The sequence below is a fragment of the Arhodomonas sp. SL1 genome, assembly GCF_052060015.1.
Classification (GTDB): domain Bacteria; phylum Pseudomonadota; class Gammaproteobacteria; order Nitrococcales; family Nitrococcaceae; genus Arhodomonas.
Window position 1 is genome coordinate 654,136 of the sequence record NZ_JBPODZ010000001.1, and the last position, 24,523, is coordinate 678,658.

22 protein-coding genes and 3 tRNA genes are annotated in these 24,523 nt (G+C 66.5%); 10 read left to right on the forward strand and 15 right to left on the reverse strand.

Annotated features, from left to right (window positions below):
- Positions 1–65: 65 nt before the first annotated feature.
- The 7 genes from csrA to ACQ754_RS03165 all read right to left on the reverse strand — a co-directional run bounded on the left by csrA (position 66) and on the right by ACQ754_RS03165 (position 7,046).
- Positions 66–275, reverse strand: coding sequence for a carbon storage regulator CsrA (gene csrA / locus ACQ754_RS03135; RefSeq protein ID WP_440995529.1), 210 nt, complete (start codon positions 273–275; stop codon positions 66–68).
- A 180-nt stretch (positions 276–455) separates the two neighbouring features.
- The gene (locus ACQ754_RS03140) at positions 456–1,718 is read right to left on the reverse strand and encodes an aspartate kinase (RefSeq protein WP_440995530.1); all 1,263 of its coding nucleotides are present in this window, start codon (positions 1,716–1,718) and stop codon (positions 456–458) included.
- A 48-nt stretch (positions 1,719–1,766) separates the two neighbouring features.
- Positions 1,767–4,370 carry an alanine--tRNA ligase gene (alaS, locus tag ACQ754_RS03145; RefSeq protein ID WP_440995531.1) on the reverse strand — a complete coding sequence of 868 codons (2,604 nt, stop codon included), beginning with the start codon at positions 4,368–4,370 and terminating at the stop codon, positions 1,767–1,769.
- A 25-nt stretch (positions 4,371–4,395) separates the two neighbouring features.
- The gene (locus ACQ754_RS03150; RefSeq protein WP_440995532.1) at positions 4,396–4,869 is read right to left on the reverse strand and encodes a regulatory protein RecX; all 474 of its coding nucleotides are present in this window, start codon (positions 4,867–4,869) and stop codon (positions 4,396–4,398) included.
- A gap of 6 nt (positions 4,870–4,875) precedes the next feature.
- Positions 4,876–5,925, reverse strand: a complete 1,050-nt coding sequence (recA, locus tag ACQ754_RS03155) for a recombinase RecA (protein ID WP_440995533.1) — start codon at positions 5,923–5,925, stop codon at positions 4,876–4,878.
- 60 nt (positions 5,926–5,985) lie between these two features.
- A complete protein-coding gene (thpR, locus tag ACQ754_RS03160; protein WP_440995534.1) occupies positions 5,986–6,540 on the reverse strand; it encodes an RNA 2',3'-cyclic phosphodiesterase in 555 nt (184 codons plus the stop codon).
- Entirely contained in the window at positions 6,537–7,046 is a 510-nt protein-coding gene (locus tag ACQ754_RS03165) for a CinA family protein (RefSeq protein ID WP_440995535.1), read from the reverse strand. The genes thpR and ACQ754_RS03165 overlap by 4 nt, the downstream gene beginning before the upstream one ends.
- A gap of 98 nt (positions 7,047–7,144) precedes the next feature.
- Here ACQ754_RS03165 and mutS point away from each other — a divergent pair, with 98 nt between their 5' ends.
- The gene (gene mutS, locus ACQ754_RS03170) at positions 7,145–9,721 is read left to right on the forward strand and encodes a DNA mismatch repair protein MutS (RefSeq protein ID WP_440995536.1); all 2,577 of its coding nucleotides are present in this window, start codon (positions 7,145–7,147) and stop codon (positions 9,719–9,721) included.
- 88 nt (positions 9,722–9,809) lie between these two features.
- The gene (gene fdxA / locus ACQ754_RS03175; RefSeq protein ID WP_440995537.1) at positions 9,810–10,133 is read left to right on the forward strand and encodes a ferredoxin FdxA; all 324 of its coding nucleotides are present in this window, start codon (positions 9,810–9,812) and stop codon (positions 10,131–10,133) included.
- Between the two features lie 13 nt (positions 10,134–10,146).
- Here fdxA and ACQ754_RS03180 read toward each other — a convergent pair whose 3' ends face one another.
- Entirely contained in the window at positions 10,147–12,363 is a 2,217-nt protein-coding gene (locus ACQ754_RS03180) for a RelA/SpoT family protein (RefSeq protein ID WP_440995538.1), read from the reverse strand.
- 187 nt (positions 12,364–12,550) lie between these two features.
- Between ACQ754_RS03180 and ACQ754_RS03185 the strand changes: the two genes are divergently transcribed.
- From ACQ754_RS03185 to ACQ754_RS03220, 8 genes are all read left to right on the forward strand, one after another.
- A complete protein-coding gene (locus ACQ754_RS03185) occupies positions 12,551–13,531 on the forward strand; it encodes a ketopantoate reductase family protein (protein ID WP_440995539.1) in 981 nt (326 codons plus the stop codon).
- Positions 13,532–13,551: 20 nt separating this feature from the next.
- On the forward strand, positions 13,552–14,415 hold the full coding sequence (locus ACQ754_RS03190) for an alpha/beta hydrolase (protein WP_440995540.1): 864 nt from the start codon (positions 13,552–13,554) through the stop codon (positions 14,413–14,415).
- A complete protein-coding gene (locus ACQ754_RS03195; RefSeq protein ID WP_440995541.1) occupies positions 14,405–15,157 on the forward strand; it encodes a sulfite exporter TauE/SafE family protein in 753 nt (250 codons plus the stop codon). The genes ACQ754_RS03190 and ACQ754_RS03195 overlap by 11 nt, the downstream gene beginning before the upstream one ends.
- Positions 15,154–16,113 carry an arsenic resistance protein gene (locus ACQ754_RS03200; RefSeq protein ID WP_440995542.1) on the forward strand — a complete coding sequence of 320 codons (960 nt, stop codon included), beginning with the start codon at positions 15,154–15,156 and terminating at the stop codon, positions 16,111–16,113. Before ACQ754_RS03195 ends, ACQ754_RS03200 begins: the two co-directional genes overlap by 4 nt.
- Before the next feature lie 527 nt (positions 16,114–16,640).
- Positions 16,641–17,345, forward strand: a complete 705-nt coding sequence (locus tag ACQ754_RS03205) for a TIR domain-containing protein (protein ID WP_440995543.1) — start codon at positions 16,641–16,643, stop codon at positions 17,343–17,345.
- A gap of 101 nt (positions 17,346–17,446) precedes the next feature.
- Positions 17,447–18,073 (forward strand): HNH endonuclease, encoded by a 627-nt coding sequence (locus tag ACQ754_RS03210; protein ID WP_440995544.1) that lies wholly within the window; start codon positions 17,447–17,449, stop codon positions 18,071–18,073.
- Positions 18,074–18,595: 522 nt separating this feature from the next.
- Complete coding sequence (locus ACQ754_RS03215) at positions 18,596–19,006, forward strand: HNH endonuclease (protein WP_440995545.1); 411 nt, start codon at positions 18,596–18,598, stop codon at positions 19,004–19,006.
- Positions 19,007–19,086: 80 nt separating this feature from the next.
- A complete protein-coding gene (locus ACQ754_RS03220; protein ID WP_440995546.1) occupies positions 19,087–19,554 on the forward strand; it encodes an SRPBCC family protein in 468 nt (155 codons plus the stop codon).
- Positions 19,555–19,585: 31 nt separating this feature from the next.
- Here ACQ754_RS03220 and ACQ754_RS03225 read toward each other — a convergent pair.
- The 7 genes from ACQ754_RS03225 to ACQ754_RS03255 all read right to left on the reverse strand — a co-directional run bounded on the left by ACQ754_RS03225 (position 19,586) and on the right by ACQ754_RS03255 (position 24,493).
- Positions 19,586–19,672, reverse strand: a tRNA-Leu gene (locus ACQ754_RS03225).
- A gap of 27 nt (positions 19,673–19,699) precedes the next feature.
- Positions 19,700–19,773: transfer RNA gene (locus ACQ754_RS03230), tRNA-Cys, on the reverse strand.
- Positions 19,774–19,859: 86 nt separating this feature from the next.
- A tRNA-Gly gene (locus ACQ754_RS03235) sits at positions 19,860–19,935 on the reverse strand.
- A 59-nt stretch (positions 19,936–19,994) separates the two neighbouring features.
- Positions 19,995–20,564, reverse strand: a complete 570-nt coding sequence (gene pgsA, locus ACQ754_RS03240; protein WP_440995547.1) for a CDP-diacylglycerol--glycerol-3-phosphate 3-phosphatidyltransferase — start codon at positions 20,562–20,564, stop codon at positions 19,995–19,997.
- Positions 20,565–20,626: 62 nt separating this feature from the next.
- Positions 20,627–22,456, reverse strand: a complete 1,830-nt coding sequence (uvrC, locus tag ACQ754_RS03245) for an excinuclease ABC subunit UvrC (protein WP_440995548.1) — start codon at positions 22,454–22,456, stop codon at positions 20,627–20,629.
- Complete coding sequence (uvrY, locus tag ACQ754_RS03250) at positions 22,449–23,087, reverse strand: UvrY/SirA/GacA family response regulator transcription factor (RefSeq protein ID WP_440995549.1); 639 nt, start codon at positions 23,085–23,087, stop codon at positions 22,449–22,451. Before uvrY ends, uvrC begins: the two co-directional genes overlap by 8 nt.
- A gap of 62 nt (positions 23,088–23,149) precedes the next feature.
- Entirely contained in the window at positions 23,150–24,493 is a 1,344-nt protein-coding gene (locus tag ACQ754_RS03255) for an MFS transporter (protein WP_440995550.1), read from the reverse strand.
- Between the last annotated feature and the right edge of the window lie 30 nt (positions 24,494–24,523).

The window sequence follows — 24,523 nt, forward strand, 5'->3', positions numbered from 1 at the left end:
GTGTCGCCGTCCTGGCGGCAACGGGGGCAAAGCTTACGCAAAATGCCCGTCTGCGTAAACCCGGGTCATTCCCGTTCCCCGGCTTCCCCGTCGCCGGAACCGCCGGACTCGTCCTCGTCCTGGATGCGGTCATAGATCTCCTCGCGATGGACGGAGACGTTCCGCGGCGCGTTCACGCCGATGCGTACCTGATTGCCCTTGACGCCGAGCACGGTAACCGTGACCTCATCGCCAATCATTAACGTTTCCCCGACCCGGCGGGTGAGAATCAACATCGCCTTTGACCTCCTTGGCGCACCGGCTCCCCTCCCCCTTGTAGAACTTATTGTCGTGCCCATGCGGGGTCGCGAGTCGCCGATTACCCTTGCTACACAGTGAACCTAAAACAGTGAACCCCAAAAAACCGACCCCGACCAGCACCCTCCGTGGCCTGGCCGAGACCGCGTGACGCGTCGCTAGTGACCTTCCTCACCCTCGACACGCACGGTCTTGCCTTCCTTGTCGTCCAGATCGAACGCCCGGTGGAGCGCCCGTACACCGAGCTCCAGATACTTCTCGTCGATCACCACGGAGACCTTAATCTCCGAGGTGGAGATCATCTGGATGTTGATCCCCTCCGCGGCGAGCGCGTCGAACATCCGGCTCGCCACAGCGGCATGGGAACGCATGCCCACGCCGACGATGGAGAGCTTGACGATACTCGTATCCCCGTAGACCTCGCGCACGCCGAGCTGTTCCGCCTCCTTGCGCAGGATCTCCATGGTCTTCTCGTATTCGCTGCGATGGACGGTGAACGTGAAATCCGTAAGCCCCTCGTGGCTGATGTTCTGCACGATCATGTCCACGTTGATATTGGCGTTGGAGACCGGGCCGAGCAGCTGGGCGGCGATACCCGGGTGATCCGGCACGCCGAGCACGGTGATCTTGGCCTCGTCGCGATTGAACGCGATCCCCGAGATGAGTGGTTCTTCCATGCCTTCTTCCTCGTACATGATCAGTGTGCCCGGCCCCTCCTCGAAGCTGGAGAGCACCCGCAGCGGCACCTTGTATTTGCCAGCAAGCTCCACGGCACGGATCTGCAGGACCTTGGAGCCGAGGCTCGCCATCTCCAGCATCTCCTCGAAGGTGATGCGATCGAGCCGGCGCGCCTGCGGCACGACCCGGGGGTCCGTGGTGTAGACGCCATCAACATCGGTATAGATCTGGCACTCGTCCGCCTCCAGCGCGGCCGCCAGCGCCACCGCCGTGGTATCCGAGCCCCCGCGGCCCAGGGTGGTCACCGAACCGTTCTCGTCCACCCCCTGAAAGCCGGCCACCACCACGATGCGATTCAGCTCGAGGTCCTCGCGGATGACCTCGTCGTCGATGTCCTGGATGCGTGCCTTACTGAAGGCGCTGTCGGTGAGGATGCGAACCTGCGGGCCGGTATAGCAGCGCGCTGGCGCCCCCATGCGCTCGAGTACCATGGTGAGCAACGAGATGGTGACCTGCTCGCCGGTGGACAGCAGTAGGTCCAGCTCCCGCGGCCGCGGGTTTGGCCCCTCGGCGGCGCCCCGCGCCAGCTCCATGAGCCGGTCGGTCTCGCCCTTCATGGCGGAGACCACCACCACCACCTTGTGGCCGGCATCCCGCGTGGCGATTGCCTTGCGGGCGACGTTCTCGATGCGCTCGATATCGCCCACAGAGCTGCCGCCGTATTTCTGTACGATCAATGCCATATCCGTGTTTCCTAACAGGAGTTCTCTGATTCGTTCCTTGCGCGCGGCTCACTCGAGGTTACGGCGCACCCACTCGGGCACGGACTGCAGTGCCGCATCCAGTCGTGCCGGGTCGTTGCCGCCGGCCTGGGCGAAGTCCGGCCGGCCACCGCCACGGCCGCCCACCTGCTCAGCGACCATATTCACCAAGTCGCCGGCACGGACACGGTCGGTGAGGTCCTTGGTCACACCCGCGGCGAGGCGGACCTTCTCCCCGTCCACGCTGGCGAGGACGATGGCGGCGCTGCCGAGCTTGTTCTTGAGCTGGTCCACGGTATTGCGTAGCGCCTTCGGATCACCGCCGTCCACCTTCTCGGCGAGTACCCGCAGGCCATCCAACTCGATGCTGCGATCGGCGAGGTCACTGCCGGCCTGACTGGCCAGGCGTCCCTTGAGCTGCTCGACTTCCTTTTCGAGCTCGCGGCTGCGCTCGACGAGCTGACGCAGGCGCAGCTCCACATTTTCCGGGCTGGAGCGCAGCTCCGCGGCCAGGGCGTCGATGCGCTCCTCGGCTTGTTCGGCCCAGCGCACCGCATCATCGCCGGTTACGGCCTCGATACGGCGCACGCCCGCCGATATGCCGGTCTCGGTGGTGATCTTGAAGAACCCGATGTCACCGGTGCGTGCCACATGGGTGCCGCCGCAGAGCTCGGTGGAGAAGTCCCCGAAGCGCATCACCCGCACCTGGTCGCCGTACTTCTCGCCGAACAACGCCATGGCGCCGAACTCCATGGCCTCGTCATAGGCCATGTGCCGGACGTCTGCCGGCTCGTTGGCACGAATCCACCGGTTGACCCGGCGCTCGAGCTCAGTGAGCTGCTCACGGCTCACCGCCTCGAAGTGGGCGAAATCGAAGCGCAGGCGGTCCGGGGCCACCAGCGAGCCCTTCTGGGTCACGTGCTCACCGAGTATCTCCCGCAGCGCCGCGTGCAGCAGGTGGGTGGCGGAGTGGTTGAGGACCGTCGCCTGGCGACGCTCGCCGTCCACCTGGGCGGTGAGCGCATCACCGGCGCGGATCGTGCCGCTGCGCACGACACCGATGTGCCCGTGGGCATTGCCATAGGGCACGGTGTCGCGGACCTCGAACTCCACGCCCTCACCGAGGAGCACGCCCTGATCGCCCACCTGGCCGCCGGACTCGGCGTAGAAGGGGGTGCGATCGAGGATGATCATCCCCTCGTCGCCGGTGGCGAGCTCGTTGACGGCACGCCCCTCGCTGTAGAGGGCGTCCACGCGCCCGGTATCGCGGAGGTGCTCGTAGCCCGTGAACTCAGAGCCGCCCTCGTAGTCCGCGCCCTTGCCGTAGTCGCTGCGGAAGCTGCTCGCTGCCCGGGCGCGCTCGCGCTGGGCGCTCATCTCCGCCTCGAAGCCCTCGGTGTCCACCTCCAGGCCCCGCTCGCGGGCGATGTCTGCGGTCAGGTCCACCGGAAAGCCGTAGGTGTCGTAGAGCTTGAACACCGTGGAGCCGGGGATCACCGTGCCCCGAAGGTCACGCAGGTCTTCCTCCAGGAGCTTGAGCCCCTGCTCGAGGGTCTCCCGGAAGCGGACCTCCTCCTGCTCCAAGAGCTTCTCGACACGCCCCTGGGCCTCCGCCAGCTCCGGGAAGGCCTCCCCCATCTCGCCCACCAGCGGCTGGACCAGGCGGTGGAAGAACGGCTCGGCGATGTCGAGTTTGTAACCATGGCGCACCGCCCGCCGGATGATCCGGCGCAGCACGTAGCCCCGGCCCTCGTTGCTGGGGAACACCCCATCGACGATGAGAAAGGCACAGGCGCGGATGTGGTCGGCGATGACCCGCAGCGAGCTGTTGGTGTGATCGTCGGTGCCCGCCACGTCGGCGGCGGCGGCCACCAACCGTTGGAACAGATCGATCTCGAAGTTGTTGTGCACCCCCTGCACCACCGCGGCGATCCGCTCCAGGCCCATACCGGTATCGATGGAGGGTTTGGGCAGGGGGTGCAGGGTGCCCTCGGCGTCCCGGTCGTACTGCATGAACACGAGATTCCAGATCTCGATGTAGCGGTCGCCGTCCTCCTCCGGTGTCCCCGGTGGCCCGCCGGGCACCTCGGGGCCGTGGTCGTAGAAGACCTCGGAGCACGGCCCGCAGGGACCGGTATCGCCCATGGCCCAGAAGTTATCGTGGGCGCCGATGCGCGAGAACCGCTCCGGGTCGACGCCGATCTCCTCGAGCCAGATCGCGGCGGCGTCGTCATCCTCTTCGTAGACGGTCACCCACAGGCGCTCGGCGGGCAGTTCCAGCACCTCGGTGAGGAAGGTCCAGGCGTACTGGATCGCCTCCCGCTTGAAGTAGTCGCCGAAGCTGAAGTTGCCCAGCATCTCGAAGAACGTGTGATGCCGTGCGGTGTAGCCGACGTTTTCCAGGTCGTTGTGCTTGCCGCCGGCGCGCACGCAGCGCTGGCTGCTCACCGCCCGGTTGTACGGGCGGTGCTCGCGGCCCAGGAAGACCTCCTTGAACGGCACCATCCCTGCATTGGTGAACAGCAGGGTCGGATCGTTGCCCGGGACCAGGGGCGCGCTCGGCACCACCTCGTGGCCCCGCTCCCGGAAGAACTCCAGGAATGCCCGCCGGATCTCTGCGCTCGTCTTGATCATTCCCATAACGCCATAATGTTCGCGATCACTCGTCCGCCTCCCCCCCTTCCGGGGCGTCGAGCACGCGCCGGACCTGCTCCGAGGGGAAACCGCGGTTGAGCAGGTACCGCGTGCGCCGCGCACGCTCACGGGGGGTCTCGGGAGGGTCGGCCCCGAATCGCTTGTGGTGAACGCTCCGCAACTGCTCCAGCCAGACGGCCTCGTCGGGCAGATGCGGCTCGATCAGCGTCTCGTCAACACCCCGGCGGGCCAACTCGGCGCGAATCCGCACCGGCCCGTAGCCCTGGGCACTGCGCGAGCGCACGTATTCCCCGGCGAAGCGCGCATCACTGACCAGGCCGCGTTCGGCGAGATCGGCAATCACCTCGCCGATTACTTGCTCGTCGTGTCCCCGCTGGGCGAGCTTTCGGGCGAGCTCGCGCTCGGAGTGCTCGCGCCGCGCGAGCAACCGCACGGCGACGGCCTCGGCATCGCCGCGGGGATCATCCGCGGCCGTCACGGCCCGTCACTCTCCGGCGCTGTCGGCCGGCGCCTCCCCGGCGGTCTCGTCCCGGCTGGCATCCGGCCGACCCAGCAGCTGCTCGCGCAGCTTCGCGTCGATCTCGTCGGCCATTTCGGGGTTGTCCTTGAGGAAATTGCGGACGTTGTCCTTGCCCTGGCCGATGCGGTCGCCGTTGTAGGAATACCAGGCGCCCGCCTTCTCGATCAGCCCCTGCTTGACACCCAGGTCGATGAGCTCGCCGTGACGCGAGATGCCCTCGCCGTAGAGGATCTCGAACTCGGCCTGCTTGAACGGTGGCGCCATCTTGTTCTTGACGACCTTGACCCGCGTCTCATTGCCGATCACCTCGTCGCCCTTCTTGATGGCACCGAGGCGCCGGATGTCGAGGCGGACCGAGGAGTAGAACTTCAGCGCATTACCACCGGTGGTGGTCTCGGGGCTGCCGAACATCACCCCGATCTTCATCCGGATCTGGTTGATGAAGACCACCAGGGTATTGGAACGCTTGATATTGGCGGTGAGCTTGCGCAGCGCCTGGGACATCAACCGCGCCTGCAGCCCCACGTGGGAGTCGCCCATCTCGCCCTCGATCTCGGCCTTGGGCGTGAGCGCTGCCACCGAGTCCACCACCACGATGTCCACGGCCCCGGAGCGCACCAGCATGTCCGCGATCTCCAGGGCCTGCTCGCCGGTGTCGGGCTGGGAGACCAGCAGCTCGTCGACGTTGACCCCGAGCTTCTCGGCATAGTCGGGATCCAGGGCATGCTCGGCATCCACGAACGCCGCGGTGCCCCCGGCCTTCTGTGCCTCGGCCACGGCGTGCAGCGTCAGCGTGGTCTTGCCGGATGATTCCGGGCCGTAGACCTCGACCACCCGGCCCCGCGGCAGGCCGCCGACGCCCAGTGCCAGGTCCAGGGTCAGCGAGCCCGTGGAGACCACCGGCACATCCCGGACGGCACGGGCATCGCCCATGCGCATCACCGCACCTTTGCCGAACTGCTTCTCGATCTGTCCTAGCGCGACCCCGAGGGCCTTCTTGCGGTCTTCGTCCATGTCCGTCCTCAGTAACCGTGGATACGCCCACCGGCCCTACCCGGTTGACCGCGCATTATTTCATAAAGGCCCGCCCGCTCCCACCCCGCCGCCACGCCCGAGCGGCCAGCGCGCGATCCAGCGGTACTCCGGGCCGGCCGCCGTCAGTCGCGAGGCCATCAGGCGGAACTCCTCGATCGGCCACTCGATGGGACGCCGCAGCGCCGGCATCTCCCCCGACGCCCGCCGGGCGAGGGTGACATGGGCACGGAAGGGGCGTTTGTCCAGGGGGATGCCATGCGCCGCCAGCGCCGCCTGCAGCCGCCCCACCAGCGCCTCGAGCTCGGGGGGTGTCTCCCGCGGCGCTACCAGGGCCACACCCGGGCGCCGCCACAGCGCGGTGCGCTCGAGCACCAGGGTGAACGCGGGCGGGACCGCCAGCGTCTGCGCTGCCGTGATGGCCCGCACCCGCGCGCCGGCGTCACAGTCCCCCAGAAAGGCCAGGGTCATGTGCAGGTTCGCGCTGCGCACGCGGCGCCCCGCGGGCAGGCGCCGGGCGATACCGACCAGGCCACGGCGCGCGGCCGCGCTGGGCCATAGGGCGAAGAACAGCCGCTCGGTGTTCGGGGTGCTCACGCCGGCAGGCGCTCCAGCAGCCCGTCCAGGGCGCAGGCCACGGATTGGCGTCGCACCGCTTCGCGGTCACCGCTGAAGTGCTGGCACAGGCACGCCGGCTCGCCGCCGCGCAGCCCCCATCCGAACCAGACCGTGCCGACGGGCTTGCCCGGACTGCCGCCCTCCGGGCCGGCCACGCCGGTGACCGCCACCGCGATCTCCGCGCCGGAAACCACCAAGGCCCCACGCACCAGGGCGGCGGCGGTGGCCTCGCTGACCGCGCCCTCGGCGCCCAGCACCGCGTCCGGGACCCCCAGGAGGTCCCGCTTGGCGGCATTGCTGTAGGCCACCACCCCCCGGCTGAACCAGGCGGAGCTGCCGGGGATGTCGGTGAGCACCTTGGCGATCCAGCCACCGGTGCACGACTCCGCAGTGCTCACCTGCCAACCCAGTGCGCCGAGGTGTTCCCCCAGCTGCCGCGCCCGCGCCTGCAGGGCGGCATCATCCGTGTCCTGAATCTCCATCATCCATCTCCCTCGTCGGTGGTGGCGACATCGCTGCAAACCCCCTCCGGGCGCCGGTATACTGCCGCGCATTCCAGCGGACACGCACCCCGGACCCGAGCATGAACGACAGCGCAGCCGCCCCGCCCCGGCACACCCCCATGATGCAGCAGTACCTGCGCATCAAGGCCGAACACCCGGATATCCTGGTGTTCTACCGCATGGGCGACTTCTACGAGCTCTTCTACGAGGACGCCCGGCGCGCCGCCGCGCTACTGGATATCACCCTGACCACACGGGGCGAGTCCGCCGGTGAACCCATCCCCATGGCGGGGGTGCCGGTCCATGCCTACGAGTCCTATCTTGCCAGGCTCGTCCGCCAGGGCGAATCCGTGGCGATCTGCGAGCAGATGGGCGACCCCGCCACCAGCAAGGGGCCGGTGGAACGGCGCGTGGTGCGCATCGTCACCCCCGGCACCCTCACCGATGAGGCATTGCTCGAGGAAAGGCGCAGCAACCTCATCGCCGGTCTGGCCCCCGGCGACCGGCAAGGCTTCGGCATCGCCGCCCTGGAGCTCGCCGGCGGCCGCTTCGTGGTCACCGAGGTCGCCGACGAGGAGGCCCTGGCCGCCGAGATCGAGCGCCTGCAGCCCGCGGAGATCCTGGTCCCGGAGAATTGGAACGCGCCCGCGGCGGTGGCCACCCGGCCGGGGCTGACCCGGCGCCCTCCCTGGCACTTCGAGGGCGACGCGGCCAGCCGTCGGCTCACCGAGCACTTCGGCACCCGGGATCTGGCCGGTTTCGGCGTCGCCGGGCTCGAGGACGCCATCACCGCGGCCGGGGCGCTGCTGCAGTACGTCGCCGAGACCCAGCGCTCGGCGTTGCCGCACATCCGCGGGCTGCAGGTGGAGCACCGGGACGAGGCGGTGGTCATCGACGCCGCCAGCCGGCGCAACCTGGAGCTGGAGCACAACCTCGGCGGCGGCGGCGAGCACACCCTGGCCTGGGTGCTTGATACCACCGTGACCGGCATGGGCGGGCGCCTCCTGCGCCGCTGGATCCATCGCCCCTTGCGGGAGCTCGCCGTGCTCAATGCCCGCCAGGACGCCATCGAGATGCTCCTGGACACCGCCTCCACCCCGGCCCTGCGCGAACAGCTCCGCGGCCTGGCGGACGTCGAACGGATCAGCGCCCGCATCGGCATGGGCTCGGCGCGGCCGCGGGATCTGACCGGCCTGCGCGAGGCCCTGCGCCGGCTGCCCGGACTGCAGCGCTCCCTCGCCGGCATGGACGCGGAGTTATTGCTGCAGCTACGCGCGGAGATGGCCCCCCGCCAGGATCTGCTCGATTACCTCGAGCGCGCGGTGGTGGACAATCCCCCTGTCGTGATCCGCGACGGTGGTGTCATCGCCGACGGCTTCGACGCCGAGCTCGACGAGCTCCGGGAGCTCTCACGCAATGCCGACGGCCATCTCCTGGAGCTGGAGGCCCGGGAGCGCGAGGCCACCGGCATCAACAACCTCAAGGTCAGCTACAACCGCGTCCATGGCTACTACATCGAGATCACCCGGGCGCAGAGCGACAACGTCCCGGAGCGCTACGTCCGCCGTCAGACCCTGAAGGGGGTGGAGCGTTATATCGTCCCGGAGCTCAAGGCCTTCGAGGAGCGCGTCCTGGCCGCCCGGGAGAAGGCGCTGGCCCGGGAGAAGGCCCTCTACGAGGAGGTCGTGACGACGCTGGCCGGCGAGATGGATGAGCTGCTGCGCCTGGCCACGGCACTGGCGAGCCTCGACGCCCTCGCCTGCCTCACCGAGCGCGCCGACAGCCTGGACTATGTCCGCCCCCGCCTCACCCGGAACGGCGGCATCCACATCGAGGGCGGCCGCCATCCCGTCGTGGAACGGGTCATGAGCGAGCCCTTCGTGCCCAACGACGTCCGTCTCGACGACGACAACCGCATGCTCATGATCACCGGCCCGAACATGGGCGGGAAGTCCACCTACATGCGCCAGGTCGCTCTGATCACGCTGATGGCCTGCATGGGGAGCTTCGTTCCGGCGAGCGCGGCCGCCATCACGCCGGTGGACCGGATCTTCACCCGCATCGGCGCCGCCGACGACCTCGCCGGCGGCCGCTCCACCTTCATGGTCGAGATGACCGAGACGGCCACCATCCTCAACAACGCCACCGAGCACAGCCTCGTGCTCATGGACGAGATCGGCCGTGGCACGTCCACCTTCGACGGCCTCGCCCTCGCTTGGGCCAGCGCCGCGGAGCTGGTGGCGCGGATCCGTGCCTTCACCCTGTTCGCCACCCACTACTTCGAGATGACCGCGCTGCCCGAGCACCAAGCCGGCGTATGCAACGTCCACCTGGACGCGGTGGAGCACGGCGAGCGCATCGTCTTCCTGCATTCGGTCAAGGACGGACCGGCCAACCAGAGCTACGGCCTGCAAGTGGCGGCCCTCGCCGGGGTGCCGGAGCCGGTGATCCGCGCCGCCCGCGGCAAGCTGGACCAACTGGAGACGGAGCACCGGCCACGCGGGCCGGAGCCGGACGGACAGCTGGCGCTGTTTACCGACCCGCCACCACACCCGGCCCTGGAGCGCATACGCGATGCCGATCCCGACGCCCTGAGCCCGCGGGAGGCCCTGGCGCTGGTCTATGAGCTCCATGCGCTGGCCCAGGAGCAGGGCTGAGCGCGCTATTCCCTCGGCAGCTGTAGGTTGATGACCACCTCCAGGCTGCTAGGATACGTTCACAACTTTGTCGTCAGGTGCAAAAACAATGACTTACGTCGTCACGGAAAACTGCATCAAGTGCAAATACACGGATTGTGTCGAGGTCTGCCCCGTCGACTGCTTCCACGAGGGGCCGAACTTCCTGGCCATCGACCCGGAGGAGTGCATCGACTGCACCCTCTGCGAGCCGGAGTGCCCCGCGGAGGCGATCTACTCCGAGGACGATCTGCCCGCCGAGCAGTCGCACTTCCTCGAGCTCAACGCCGAGCTCGCCCAGAAGTGGCCGGTGATCACCGAGATGAAGGATCCGCCGGAGGACGCGGAGGAATGGGACGGCGTAGCCGACAAGCTCCAGCACCTGGAGCGCTGAACCGGCGCCGGCCCTAGCCGCCCGGCGCCCGGCGCGCGTCGACGACGTTGCGCAGGCCTGCCACCCGGTCCAGAACTCGGGCGAGCTGGCCGAGGCCCCGCACCGCTACCGTCAGGCTCACCACCGCCTTCTGGGCATCCCGGTCCGTGCGGGTGTTCACCCCGTCCACCCGCACGTCCTCGTTGCTGAGCAGCGTGGTGATATCCCGCAGCAGCCCCTCCCGGTCGTAGGCCTCCACCCGGATATCCACGGGGTAGCGCCGCTCGGTGTCCTGATTCCAGCTCACCTCGATGAAGCGCCCGGCCTCCTCCTCGCGCTGCAGCCGCTCCAGGCTCGGGCAGTCCCGGCGATGGATGGTCACGCCGTGCCCGCGGGTGATGAAGCCCATGATCGGGTCCCCTGGCGTGGGCTGGCAGCAGCCCGCCATGCGGGTGAGGAGATTGCCCACCCCGTAGATGGTCACATCATCGTCGCCGCCGCTGCGCTCGGCAGTGCCGGCACCACGCCGGGGCTCCGAGGACGCTGGGCGCTCGGGGCGTGGCAGGAGCTCACGATCGAGCAGCCCGGCGATCTGCCCGCCCGTCATGTCCCCGCGCCCCAGGGCGGCGAAGAACTCCTCCAGCCGGCCGTAGCGGGTGCGTGCCGCGATCCGCTCCAGGGGCACGTCCTGGACGCCCAGGCGGTTGAGCTCGCGCTCTAGGATCGCCCGGCCGTCGGCGACGTTCTGCTCGAAATCCTGCTGACGGAACCAGCTACGCACGCTGGCCCGGGCCTTGGGCGTGACCAGATATCCCAGTGACGGGTTCAACCAGTCCCGGCTCGGCTGGCCGCTGCGCGTGCTCAGGATCTCCACCTGGTCACCGTTGCGAAGCTGATAGGTCAGCGGAACGATGCGACCGTTGACCTTGGCGCCCCGGCAGCGGTGGCCGAGCTGGCTGTGCAGGCGGTAGGCGAAGTCCAGGGGAGTGGCCCCCTGGGGCAGATCGAATACGTCGCCCCGGGGGGTGATCACGTAGACCCGGTCCTCAAAGACCTCCGCCTTGAAGCGGTCGATGAGGTCCTCGCCGCCCTCCTCGGAGCCGCCCTCGAGGAGCTGGCGGATCCAGGCGATCTTGTTGTCGAATCCGGGGTCCTCGCCACGGCCCTCCTTATAGCGCCAATGGGCGGCGATGCCGAGCTCAGCGCGCTGGTGCATCTCCCGGGTGCGGATCTGGATCTCGACGTTCTTGCCCTCCGGGCCCACCACCGCCGTATGCAGGGACTGGTAGTTGTTCTCCTTCGGGGTGGCGATGTAATCGTCGAATTCCCGGGGGATGGGCTGCCACAACGCATGGACGACGCCCAGGGCCGCGTAGCACTGGGGCACCGTCTCCACCATCACCCGCAGCGCCCGGATATCGAAAAGTTCCTCGAAGCTCAGCGCCTTACGCTGCATTTTTCGCCAAATACTGTAGATATGCTTGGGCCGGCCCTTCACCTCCGCGTCGATGCCCGCCGACTCCAGCGCCTCCTGCAGCTGATCGCGCACGGCGCCGATGTAGCGCTCCCGGTCCACCCGCTTCTCCGCGAGCAGGCGCGCGATACGCTTGTAGGTGGTGGGCTCGGTGATGGCGAACGCCCGGTCCTCGAGCTCCCACTTCAACTGCCAGATGCCCAGGCGATTGGCCAGGGGGGCATAGAGGTCCAGGGTCTCCCGGGCCAGGGCGAGCTGCCCCTCGGCATCGCGGTAGCGGACCATGCGCATATCGTGGAGCCGCTCCGAGAGGACCAGGAACACCACCCGAATGTCCCGGGCCATCGCCAGCAGCATCTTGCGCAGGGCCTCGGTGCGGTCCTCATGGGCGGCGCCACTACGCTGATGGAGCTCGCCGATCACGCCGATGCGCGCCGCCCCTTCCACCAGGCCCGCGACCTCCTCACCGAAGCGTCGCTGCAGCACTTCCGGATCGTAATCAGGGAAAACCGGCAGGTCGTGGAGCAGGGCCGCGGCCACGGTCTCGGCATCCAGGCGCAGGCCGGCCACCACCGTGGCCACCGTGACCGCGTGGGTCATATACGCCTCGCCGGAGGAGCGCGCCGCCTCCCCGTAGACCGAGCGGGCGCTCTCCCAGGCGCGGGCGAGCACGTCGGTATCCGCCGCGTCGACACTGACGGGCAGCCGCTCCAGCCACTGCGGGAAGTTCAGCTCCGCCTCGGAGATATCACCGAGCTCGCCGGTAACCTGGACCATGCATCCGTCCCTGTGGCCCTGGAAAAAGGGCCGGGATTATAGAACAAACCTTCGCAGGTTTCCTTCGACCCCTTCGACATCTATTGAAGCCGAGCCGCCACGCACCGGCGCCATCGCCGGTAGGGGGATATGGCATCATTCGCCAGGACATGTGTACACCAACGGCATAGGACAAGGGGGACAGATTATGCGCGTGGTCATCATCGGCATCGGTGGTATCGGCGGCTACTACGCCGCGCGGCTGCAGCGAACGGGTAATGAGGTGATCGCCGTCGCCCGTGGCCGCCAACTCGAGGCGCTGCAGCACAACGGCCTGCGCGTCGAGCACCCCGAGTTCCATTTCGCCGAGGCCATGACCGCGGTCGACATGCCGGGCCTCCACGCCCATGACCCCGCGGCCGTGGACGCCGTGCTGCTGGCCACCAAGTCCGCGTCCACCCCCGAGATCGCCCGGGGCTTGCGGGAATGGTTCGATGGCCGGGGCCATCGCACCGCCGTGCTCTCCTTGCAGAACGGGGTCGACAACGAGCCCCTGCTGGCCGAGGCCCTGGGCGACGACCTGGTGATCGGTGGGCTGTCGATCCGCGTGGGCACCCATGTCACCGCGCCGGGGGTGGTGGAGGCCACCGGCCCCGGGCAGGTCACCGCGGGGGTCTGGCCGGACCGCGCCAGCGCCCCCGCCGGCATCGCCACGGAGCGCCTGCCGCACATCCTTTCCGGCCTGGAGGTCGCCGGCGTGCCGGTGCAGGAGACGGACGATATCCGCCGCGAGCTCTGGCGCAAGCTCGTCATCAACAACGGCGTCAACCCCATATCGGCGGTCACCGGATGGGACAGCTGGCATCTGACTCACGACGAGCGCATCGCGCCGCTGCTCAAGCGGCTCATGCGCGAGACCGCGTCCGTGGCCCGGGCCGATGGCGTCACCCTCAACGAGCGCGATGTCGAGGAGATGTTCGCCATCATCCACGACCTAGACCCCATCAAGACCTCCATGCTCGTGGACCGCGAGCACGGCCGTCCGCTGGAGCTCGATGCCATCTGCGGCGCCGTCCTCGAGCGGGCCCGCCGGCTGGGCGAGGACACCCCCGCCACCGAGATGGTCTCGGCCCTGCTCGAACGCGGCATCTGGGCGGGGGCGCCGCAGCCGGATCCCGCCGGCGCATAGCGCCGCGGGGCGGCCGCGACGTGTACGCCTGGGTACTCCCCTTGGTAGCGGCGCCGGCGCTCGCCGCCGCCGGTGTCCTGGGCCACGCCCGCCTGCGGGCGGCCCTGGCGGCGCCGCGCGTCCCCGTGACCGCGAGCCTCGCCGAACACGGCCTGCCGGGGCGCACCGTGCAGCTGCCCACCCGCCGGGGCCGGCAGCTCGAGGCCTGGCTGATACCCGGCCGATCGGGCAAGGGGATTGCGGTGATCACCCACGGCTGGGGGGCGAACCGCGAGCTGATGCTGCCCCTGGCCCGGCCACTGCACGAGGCGGGCTGGACGGTGCTCGCCTTCGACGCCCGCAACCACGGCAACAGCGACGACGACACCTTTTCCTCCATGCCGCGCTTCGCCGAGGACATCGACGCCGCCGTGGCGTGGCTGCGGGGCCCGGCCGGTTACGGGGACGCGCGGCTTGCCCTGATCGGTCACTCCGTGGGGGCGGCGGCGACGCTGCTGGCCGCCGCGCGGCGGGAGGACGTGGCGAGGGTGGTCAGCCTCTCCAGCTTCGCCCATCCCGAACCGATGATGCGCCGCTGGCTGGCGGAAAAGGGCCTGCCGTTCTTCCCGCTGGGATGGTACGTGTTGCGCTACGTGGAGCGGGTCATCGGCCACCGCTTCGACGATATCGCGCCGGTGCGCACCATCCGCCGAATCCGTTGCCCCGTCCTCCTCGCCCATGGCCAGGGGGATACGGTAATCCCGCCGACGGACCTGGAGGCGATATGGGCGGCGGCCGGCGACGCGGAGGTCCAGGTGCACTGGCTCCCCGGCGGCCATGATGCCAGCGCCCACATCAACGACCACGTCGGCGCCCTGATCCGCTTCCTCGACCATGACCGCTGACCTCGCCGCCCTCCTGCCACCAGGGATCCCGCCGCTGGTTGCGGGGCTGCTGGTGCTCACCGCGGCGGCCACCTCATTCATCACCGCCGCCCTGGGCGTCGGCGGCGGGGTGGTGTTCCTCGCCGTCCTCGGTCTGTTCGCCCCGCCGTCGGCCCTCATCCCCGTCCACGGCGTGGTGCAGCTCGGCTCCAACGTGGGGCGGACCCTGCTGATGTGGCGCGATATCAGCACGGCGCCACTGCTCACCTTCGGCATCGGCAGCCTCGTCGGCGCCGCGGTCGGTGGTTCCATCGCCGTGGACCTCCCCCCGCACTGGCTGCGAATGGGCCTGGGGCTGTTCATCCTATTCGCCGTGTGGGGCCCGAAACCGGAGCTCGGACGCGCCGGACTGTGGGTCGGCGGCGGCGTGACCTCGTTTCTCACCATGTTCTTCGGCGCCACGGGGCCGCTGGTGGCCACGCTCATCAAGGCCCTCGCCCTGGACCGGGTCACCCACGTCGCCACCTTCTCCGCGTGCATGTGCCTCCAGCACGGCATCAAGATCGCGGCCTTCGGCATCCTCGGCTTCGCCTTCGCGCCATGGGCCTGGCTGCTCGCGGCGATGATCGCCGCCGGCCTCGCCGGGACGGTCATCGGCCGCCACGTACTACTGCGCACCCCGGACCGGCGCTTTCACCGCCTGCTGGATATCCTGCTCACCGCGCTTGCGCTGCGGCTGCTGTGGATGGGGCTGTCCGCGTGACCCGCGAACGGCTGGAGCGAAACCAATCCTGGATCTACCTCACGTCGATCCTCGCCGGCCTCGCGGTGGGACTGGCATGGCCGTCGTTGGCGACCGCCCTGGAGCGGGCCCTCTGGCCCCTGCTCGCCTGCCTGCTCTACGCCACCTTCACCCAAGTGCCCCTGACCGATCTCCGGGGCGGCTTTCGCGACTGGCGCTACCTCGCCGCCATGCTGACCGGCAACTTTCTGGCGATCCCCCTATTCGTGGGTGCCCTCGCCCACGCCCTGCCACTGGCCCCGCCCGTGCAGCTGGGGGTACTCCTGGTGCTGCTGGTGCCGTGCACGGACTGGTTCATCAGCTTCACCCATCTCGGCCGCGGCGATACCGGCCGCGCCATCGCCGCCACCCCTTTCCTGCTGGTGATCCAGCTGCTCGCCCTACCCGTGTATCTGTGGCTGTTCTTCGGTCCAACGCTGTTCGAGCTCGCCGTGGGCGGGCACCTGCTCGCCCCCTTCACTGGCCTGATCCTGCTGCCGCTCCTGCTCGCGGGGTTCACCGAACGCCTGGCCGTCGACCACCACCGGGTGCAACGGCTGGTGCACGGCCTCGCCCGGCTACCGGTACCCCTGCTCGCCCTCGTGGTGTTCGCCGTCGCCGCCTCCCAGGTCCCGCTGGTGGCGGGGCTAATGGGCGTACTGCCGAAGGTGCTGCTCGCCTTCGTGGCGTTCCTGCTGTTCTCCGCCCTCCTCGGGCCGCTGCTCGCCCGGGTGTTCCGGCTGGAGCTCCGCGCCGCGCGCACACTGACCTTCAGCCTCGGCACCCGCAACTCGTTCGTCCTCCTGCCCATAGCGCTCGGCCTACCGGAGCCCTGGCGGGCCGCGGTGGTGGTCATCGTCTTTCAGACGCTGGTGGAGCTGTTCGGGATGGTGGCCTACATCTCCTGGGTCCCGCGGCGGTTGCTGCCGGACCGTTGAGGCCGACTTATCGGGACACGGTGACTGCCGCCTCCCCAGCACAGGCAAAGGGACGATTGAAGAGGCTCAGGACCGTGACAGCGCGAGGGCCGCTACGCTCCAGGATTGCTAGCTTCCCAACCGAACAATGCTCGCCTAGACAATCGTCCGCATCCCGTAGCACGCTATGCTTATCAGAACCAAGAAGCAGGAGTGGGGGACACGGTATGGACACCGGGGCTTGGCCGTTTCCAACACAACTCGACAGCCACCCCCAGACGACGTTGACCCGATATCCCCCCTCCACGTGCCCACGCTCCCACGTCAGACCGACGGCACGATATTGCGGAAACCATCCCACGATGCGGCTAATAATGTCCGGAAAACCCGCATCTTATGCGGCTACGGCAGCGGCACGGATAACCAATAAGCGCGCCGGCACGTTCATTCAATATATGTGCCCGCTGCCTAATCACTGGTTGCGCGGTGTGAGGCGATAGCGGTGGTGGTCGGCATGAACTTTGGTCGGTAAGAGGTAGGAGCGAACAATGACGCTTGATGAGATAAAAAACGCCCTAGAACAAGGCGGCTACGCGATCAACTCGGAAAAGAGGGCCGGCAACGACCTCGGATGGCAGCTACGTCTCACAAATGGCGGTATCGTCAATGTATTCGATACAGGCAATTTTAACGTGCAAGGCAAGTGTCAGCCCGAAATCAAAGAGGCTTTGGGGGTGGTCGGGTCTGGAAGCTCGAACGCACCATCTGCGCCAGGGTCGCAAAAATCTAACAACGGATACACGAAGGTATTCGTAGTCTACGGACATGACGAAACTGCGAAGAACCACTTGGAAGCGATGCTTCGCCGGTGGGGCCTTGAGCCGCTCATACTCGATCAACTGCCGTCGGAAGGGCAAACACTGATAGAGAAGCTTGAGACTTATACGGCTGAAGTAAACTTCGCTGTGGTGCTTGCAACACCCGACGATGAAGGGCACCGCGCTGGCCACGATGATGAGAAGGCGTTTAGAGCACGCCAGAACGTCGTTTTGGAAATGGGAATGTTACTGTCCGTTCTCGGACGAAGTCGTGTCGCGATTGTACTAAAGCAGCAGTCGAATATGGAGAGGCCGTCGGACATTCAGGGTTTGATTTACATACCGTACAAGGACGATTTACAGAAAGAAGCGGCGCCGACCTTGGCCAAAGAAATGTCCACACAGGGGTACCACATTGACGTGGCGAAACTGTAGCCCGCCCTACAAAGCGCTGCAGTCGACGCCGAAACCGCCCGGCGGTTTCGGCGCCCCTGAGCGCCAGCGTTAAACGGCCGGGTCGACAGGAGTGCTGCAAAATGGAAATTTGCGCGATCTGCGCTGAACATGAAGCTACCACTAGGGATCATGTTCCGCCGAAATCCATATTTCCTAGGCCTCGTCCTGGCAACTTAATCACCGTCCCAGCGTGTGCTGAATGCAACAATGGCGCCTCAGACCTTGACGACTTGTTTAAGGTCTACCTGAGTATGCAGGCAGCCGCGAACAGCGAAATTGCCGCGCGTCTTTTCCGTGAAAAGACAGTCCGCACTTTGAAGAGAAACCAGCGCCTATTGAATAAACTCCAAGAGGAATCCGCCCAGATCGAGGTGACAACGGAAGAAGGAAGGATTGAAACACGCACGGGTTACCTGTGGGATTCGGTGGCACATGATGCTGTAATTGAGAGAACTATTCGTGGCCTTTACTGGCATCACTGGGGTGCTCCACTCACCCGGGATGCCACCCTATCGGTCCAGTGGTTGCAAACAATTCCCGACCAGGTCCTGGAAAAAATCTCTCTGTTCAATGAGGTTGCGCTCGGAGATGATCAGGTTGTCTACAAGTACATAATCTCTACGGATGATCCTCGCTTTTCGTTGTGGTTTTTCGATTTTTACGGGGCTCACTGGGCCAGTGGATATACACAACCAACCGTCATTTGACCAGGCGCTCCATCCGACCGCTAACCCGCTGCGCGGACTAGCGGCTGCTGAGCACTCTCGTTAGGGTAATTAATAGCCATGAAATGTGAGATTTGTGGACAAACTCTTGGGTCCAATAGGGATCTGTTGAACCATCTAAGAAGTTCCCATGCTATCGATCCTATTGCTTATTTCGAAGCATACCCTGTGGCAGAGAAATATTGCAGCAAATGCAAGAAATCATTGCCCATAACCAATTTTTTGTCAGATAAGAGCAATAACTACGGCTACAGAACCCAGTGCATCGCGTGCATGAAACCTGACGGAGCTAATCGGAAATGCCCTGTTTGTAATAGAGTATTAAAATGGTCTGCTGTTATTAATCACATGAAGGTAGAGCATGGAATACCTCCAGCAGAAGGGTTCAATAGGTACCTAAAGGAAAAATATTGCCCAAAATGCAAACAAGTAAAGACGTTAGACAATTTTGCAAAGCTTCAAGACCAAGAGAAAGTCTTTTTTTCGTGGTGCAACGAGTGCAATATGGATCGTAACCTGGAAAGAAATACCGCAGATAAAGATTTCGATCTTTTTCAATATCTTGTAGCTCGGCTGGCATTCTCTGATAAATGCTTTTTGTGCGATCTTTCACATGACGAGAGCGTTGAGAAATACTCAGAGCCGTTGCATATAGATCACATGAAAGCCTTTTCAAAGGGTGGAGCCTTAAGTTTAGGAAACGTGATTCTTCTATGCAGAACATGCAATCTAAAAAAAGGCACTAAAGAGCTTAATGAAGTACTTGCTGGCACTGGTCTGACTGATAGCGAGGTAGCAAATAAAATACTTCAGCTTTCCACAATACAGAGATGGGCGGAGGTTGAGTTGAAGCGTGTCTTATTAAGAAAAATTTACAAACAACACCCTAACAATGCCGTCAACTCGGACAATTAATAGCGCCGTTTCGCTTCGCTCCACTCTACTTGTAACTGCCGGTTATGGCCAGCGTTAGGCACCGAGAAACGAGGTCCACAATGGCCACCCATCATCTGCATACAGAAATTGAAATCAACGCGTCCGCGGAGCGGGTGTGGGCCGTTCTGTCGGATTTCGCCTCCTACCCGCAGTGGAATCCCTTCATCAAGTCTGTTGCCGGCACACCCCAGCAAGGTGTGCGGCTTCAGATCGCGATCCAGCCCAGCGGCGGAAAGGTCATGCGCTTCTCCCCCATCGTCCTCACGGCGGATGCCGGGCGCGAGTTGCGCTGGCTGGGCCGCTTTCTATTTCCTGGCATCTTCGAAGGCGAGCATCGTTTTCTGATCGAACCGCTTGGCGAAGGCAAGGTGCGGTTTCAGCAGAGCGAGCGGTTTAGCGGCTTGTTGGTCAGTCTGCTCCGCAGTAGCCTGGATCGAGATACTAGGCGTGGGTTTGAAGAGATGAACCGGGCGCTGAAGGCGCGGGTCGAAAGCGCGCAAGAAAAAGCAGAAGAACGGCAAGCCTAACCTGAGCGGTGCGCTAACCCGCTGTTTTTGTTGGTGCCCGGACCGGGACTCGAACCCGGACGGAGAATGCTCCGAGGGATTTTAAGTCCCTTGCGTCTACCAGTTCCGCCATCCGGGCCGGAGCGGGTCGTCCTGAAGAGGGTATTGGAGGCTAGGACCGGAATCGAACCGGTGTACACGGCTTTGCAGGCCGCTGCATCACCACTCTGCCACCTAGCCTTTGCGCGGGAGATGATAGCACTGGGCCTGCCCGATGACGAGGCCCATGACGAAAAAGCCCCGGGATTACCGGGGCCTTCGGAATCTGGAGCGGGAAACCGGACTCGAACCGGCGACCCCAACCTTGGCAAGGTTGTGCTCTACCAACTGAGCTATTCCCGCTGTGTTGTGACGCGTATTTTACTGAGCTTCCGGCCCTCGTCAACCCCGGTTCCGCGGGATCAGGTGGATTCCCCCTGGCTATCCACCGCACGCCACGCGGCGAGAAGATAGAGGACCATGGAATAGATCGTCAAGCCGGCGGCCACGTAGAGCAGCCAGAACCCGACGGTGAAGGCGGAGACCACCCACACGGGGCCCGCGTAGAGGAGCAGGAGGATCGCCACCATCTGCGCGGTGGTCTTGAGCTTGCCGAGCCAGCCCACCGCGACGCTTGCCCGCAGGCCGAGCTCGGCCATCCATTCCCGGAGCGCCGAGACCGCGATCTCGCGGCCGATGATGACCGCCACCGGAAAGGCCAGCGCGGCACTGGGGTTCGCGGTGAGCACCGCGATCAGGGCGACGGCGACGATGAGCTTGTCCGCCACCGGGTCCAGGAAGGCGCCGAAGGGCGAGGTCTGGTGCCACAGCCGGGCGAGATAACCGTCCAGCCAGTCGGTCACCGCCGCGAGGCCGAAGATCGCCGCGGCAATGACGTTCGACCACGGATACGGCAGCAGGAACATCAGTGCCATCACCGGTATCATCCCGATGCGCAACAGCGTGAGTATATTCGGCAGATTCCAGCTCATCCGGCCCTTCGCTCCCGCGCTTGTGGTGCCGCTACGCTAACATGACCCGCCCGGCGAGCGGCTCAGCCGTTCAGGGTTTCGTAGATGCGCTCCGCGAGCGCGCGGTTGATCCCGTGGACCCGGGCAAGGTCCTCGACGCCGGCGCGCTGCACGCCTTGGAGGCCGCCGAACTGCTTGAGCAACGCCTGCCGCCGCTTGGGCCCGAGGCCGGGGATCTCCTCCAGGGAGGAGCGCTGACGACGCCGTCCCCGCCGGCCGCGGTGACCGGTTATGGCGAAGCGATGGGCCTCGTCACGGATCTGCTGGAGCAGGTGCAGGCCCGGGGCATCCGGGGGTAACCGATACTCGTCCTCGCGCCCCGCGATGTGCAGCACCTCCTCGCCCGGCCGGCGCCGCGGCCCCTTGGAGATCGCGGCGATGGTGAGCTCGTCGGTGAGCTGAAGCTCGCCGAGCACCGCTTCCGCCTGGGCGAGCTGCCCGCGGCCGCCGTCGATGAGCAACAGGTCCGGCACCGGGGCCTCGCCCTTCTTGACCCGCAGATAACGCCGCTCGAGGGCCTGGCGCATGGCGGCGTAGTCGTCGCCGGCCTCGATGCCCTCGATGTTGAAACGCCGGTAGTCCGATTTCAGCGGACCCTCGCGGTTGAACACCACACAGGAGGCCACCGTCGCCTCGCCCTGGGTGTGGCTGATGTCGAAGCACTCCATGCGCTCCGGCATGGCCTCGAGCTCCAGGCGCTCCTGGAGGTCCTCGAAGCGACGATCCATGCTGGCCTGGGTGCTCATGCGGGCGCTCAGGGCGTGCTCGGCATTGCTCATCGCCAGCTCGAGCCAGCGCCGGCGCTCGCCACGGACCCGCGAGCGGATGCGCACCCGGTGGCCGGCGTCCCCGCCGAGGGCCTCCTCCAGGACCTCCCGGTCGGTCATGTCATCGCTGACGATGAGCTCCGGCGGTGCATTGCCGCCCAGGTAGTGCCCGGCGATGAAGGCATAGAGGATTTCGTCGCTGTTGGTCTCCGGCGGCGCCTTGGGGAAGTAGGTCCGGTTGCCGAGGTTGGTGCCATTGCGGATGACGAAGACCTGCACGCATGCCATGGACTCACGTACCACGCAGGCGATCACGTCCACGTCGCCGCGGGCACCGGCGACGTACTGCCGCTCCTGGATGCGGCGCAGGGCGGCGATGCGGTCGCGCAGCCCCGCCGCCTCTTCGAACTTCAGCGCGGCGGCGGCGGCCTCCATGCGCTCGACGAGCTCGTCGATGACGCGGTTGCTGTCCCCGTCGAGGAACATCTCGACATGGCGCACATCCCGGGCGTAGTCCGCCTCACTGATGTAGCCCACACAGGGCGCGGTGCAGCGCTCGATCTGGTACTGCAGGCAGGGGCGCGAACGGTTCTCGAAGAAGCTGTCCCGGCACTGGCGTACCGGGAAGACCTTCTGCAGGTGGTTCAGGGTCTCGCGCACAGCGCTGGCGCTGGGGAAGGGGCCGAAATAGCGTCCCGGCCCCTTCCGCGAGCCCCGGTGGAAGGCGAGTCGCGGGAAGCGCTGGTGGCTGGACAGGTAGATATAGGGGTAGCTCTTGTCGTCCCGGAGCAGGACGTTGAAGCGCGGCCGCAGCTCCTTGATGAGGTTGTTCTCGAGGATCAGCGCCTCGGCCTCGGTATGGGTGAGCGCCACCTGCACGTCCGCCACCTGGGCGAGCATGGCCTGGGTCTTGGCGTTATGCGCCTGACGGGTGAAGTAGCTGCCCACGCGGCGGCGGAGGTTGCGCGCCTTGCCGACGTAGATCACCGTGCCCGAGGCGTCGATCATGCGATAGACGCCCGGTGACTGCGGCAGGCTGCGCACCAGGGCACGCGGGTCGAAGGTGGGCTCGGGACGTTCAGTCATCGCCGTTGAGGAGGCCGTGCCGCATGGCCAGCCGGGTCAGGCCCACGTCGCTGCTCACGCCGAGCTTCTCGTAGAGCCGGTAGCGATACGTGCTCACCGTCTTGGGACTGAGGCAGAGCCGGTCGGAGATCTCCTGGGAGCGGTATCCCTCGGTGATCATCATCATCACCTCCAGCTCCCGGCGGGAGAGCCGATCGAAGGGGCTGCCGCTCCCTTCCAACCCTGAGATCGCCAGCTGCTGGGCGATGTCGGCGCCGATATAGCGCTGCCCGGCCATCACGGTGCGGATGGCGCGCACCACCTCCTGCTCATCGCAGCCCTTGGTGACGTAGCCGTGGGCACCCGCCTCCAGCAGGCTGCTGGGATAGGGCTCCTGCATGTGCACGGTCAGTGCGATGATCCGCGTCGAAGGGGCCATGCGGCGCAGCTTGCGCGTGGCCTCGAGCCCGCCCATGCCGGGCATGTGCACGTCCATGAGGACGACGTCCGGCATCATCTCGGCGGCGCGTTCCACCGCCTCCTCACCGCTGGCGGCCTCCCCCACCACCTCGATGTCCCCCGCCTCCTCGAGGATGCGGTGGATGCCGGTGCGCACGAGTTGGTGGTCATCAACCAGCAATACCCTGGTCATTGCGGCCCCTCCGATACCGGCGCGCGTTGCGCCCGTGCCCCCATTCCTACTCGCCAATCCTATCATCGGCCCTCCTGACCACCGCCCAGCATGTGCTCCGCCTCGGGCATGATCCTCGCCATGAGCGCCCCCCCGGCGCCCAGCACCCCCAGCAGCGCGACCACCGCGGCCACACCGAGCCACTGGGCGAGCACGCCGAGGGCGCCGCCGGCCAGGGCCAGCAGCCCCACGGAGGTATTCGAGAAGGCGACGTACAGCGCTCGCTCGTCGGCCGGGGCGGCGTCGACCAGGTAGGTCTTGCGCCCGAGCCGCACGCCCTGCTCCGCGATGCCGAGGAGCACGAACACCAGGGCATAGAGCCACGCCGAGCGCAGCGCCTCGGGGAGCAGCCCCACCAGGAGCGCAAGCGCGGCGATGGCCGCCGCCAGCACGCCGCTGGCGATAAGCACGGTGCGGCTGGAGCGGTCCGAGAAACGGCCCCATACCGGGCTGCTCAGCACATTGCCGAGGCCCACGGTGATCACGAAGCCGCCGAGCACCATGAGGCCGTCGTCGAACAGGGCCTGGGCATGGAGGGCATAGAAGGGCATGGCGAGCTCCACCGACAACAGCAGCGCCCGCACCCCGAGGAAGCGGCGATAGCCCCGGATCCGCCGTACCAGACCCAGGCCGGCGCCAAGCTCGTCGATCAGGCGCCGGCCGCCTTCGGTGGCGCCGGGGTGCTCGGTGATCACGGCGAACAGCACCGCGGCGACCGCCCAGAGGCCCGCGGCCACCACCACGGGGATCACATACGGCGCCACGGCGCTCCCATCGCCCAGCCACTGCTGCATGGCCCAGCCGGCGACCATGGTCAGCACGCCGCCGATGAAGGCGCGGTTGGAGAGCAACCGCCCCCGCCGCCCCTTGGGTACCGTTTTGGCGGTGACGTCCTGGAAGGCCACCGAGGCGGTGCCGCTGGCGACGCTGAACGCGGCGAACACGGCGACCACTGTGACGCCGGCGGCCACCGGTGGCAGGACCAGCACGGCGAGGGCGATCAGCAGCATCGCCACCGCCTGCACGCCCCCGGCGCCGGCCCAGACCCACTTGCGCCGGGCCACCGCCCGGATGCGCCCGGCGACGAAGAGTTGGGGCAGTAGCGCGCCCACCTGCTTGATGGGCATGAGCAAGCCGATGAGCCCGGCGGGTGTCCCTACGGCACCGAGGAGCCAGGGGAGCACCAGGTTCGGCCCCGCGATCTGCTCGGCGAGCTTGGTACACGCGCCATTGGCCACGTTGGCGACGTAATTGCGGGGCACGTCGGTACAGGCCGACTCGGGGATCGCCTCGCAGGCCCGCTCGTCGCTGTCGTCACCGCTGAGCACGCGGTAGGCGCGCTCGAGCCTTTGCTCCATGATGGTCATGGTCCGTCACCCTCCGGTTCGCCGGATTGT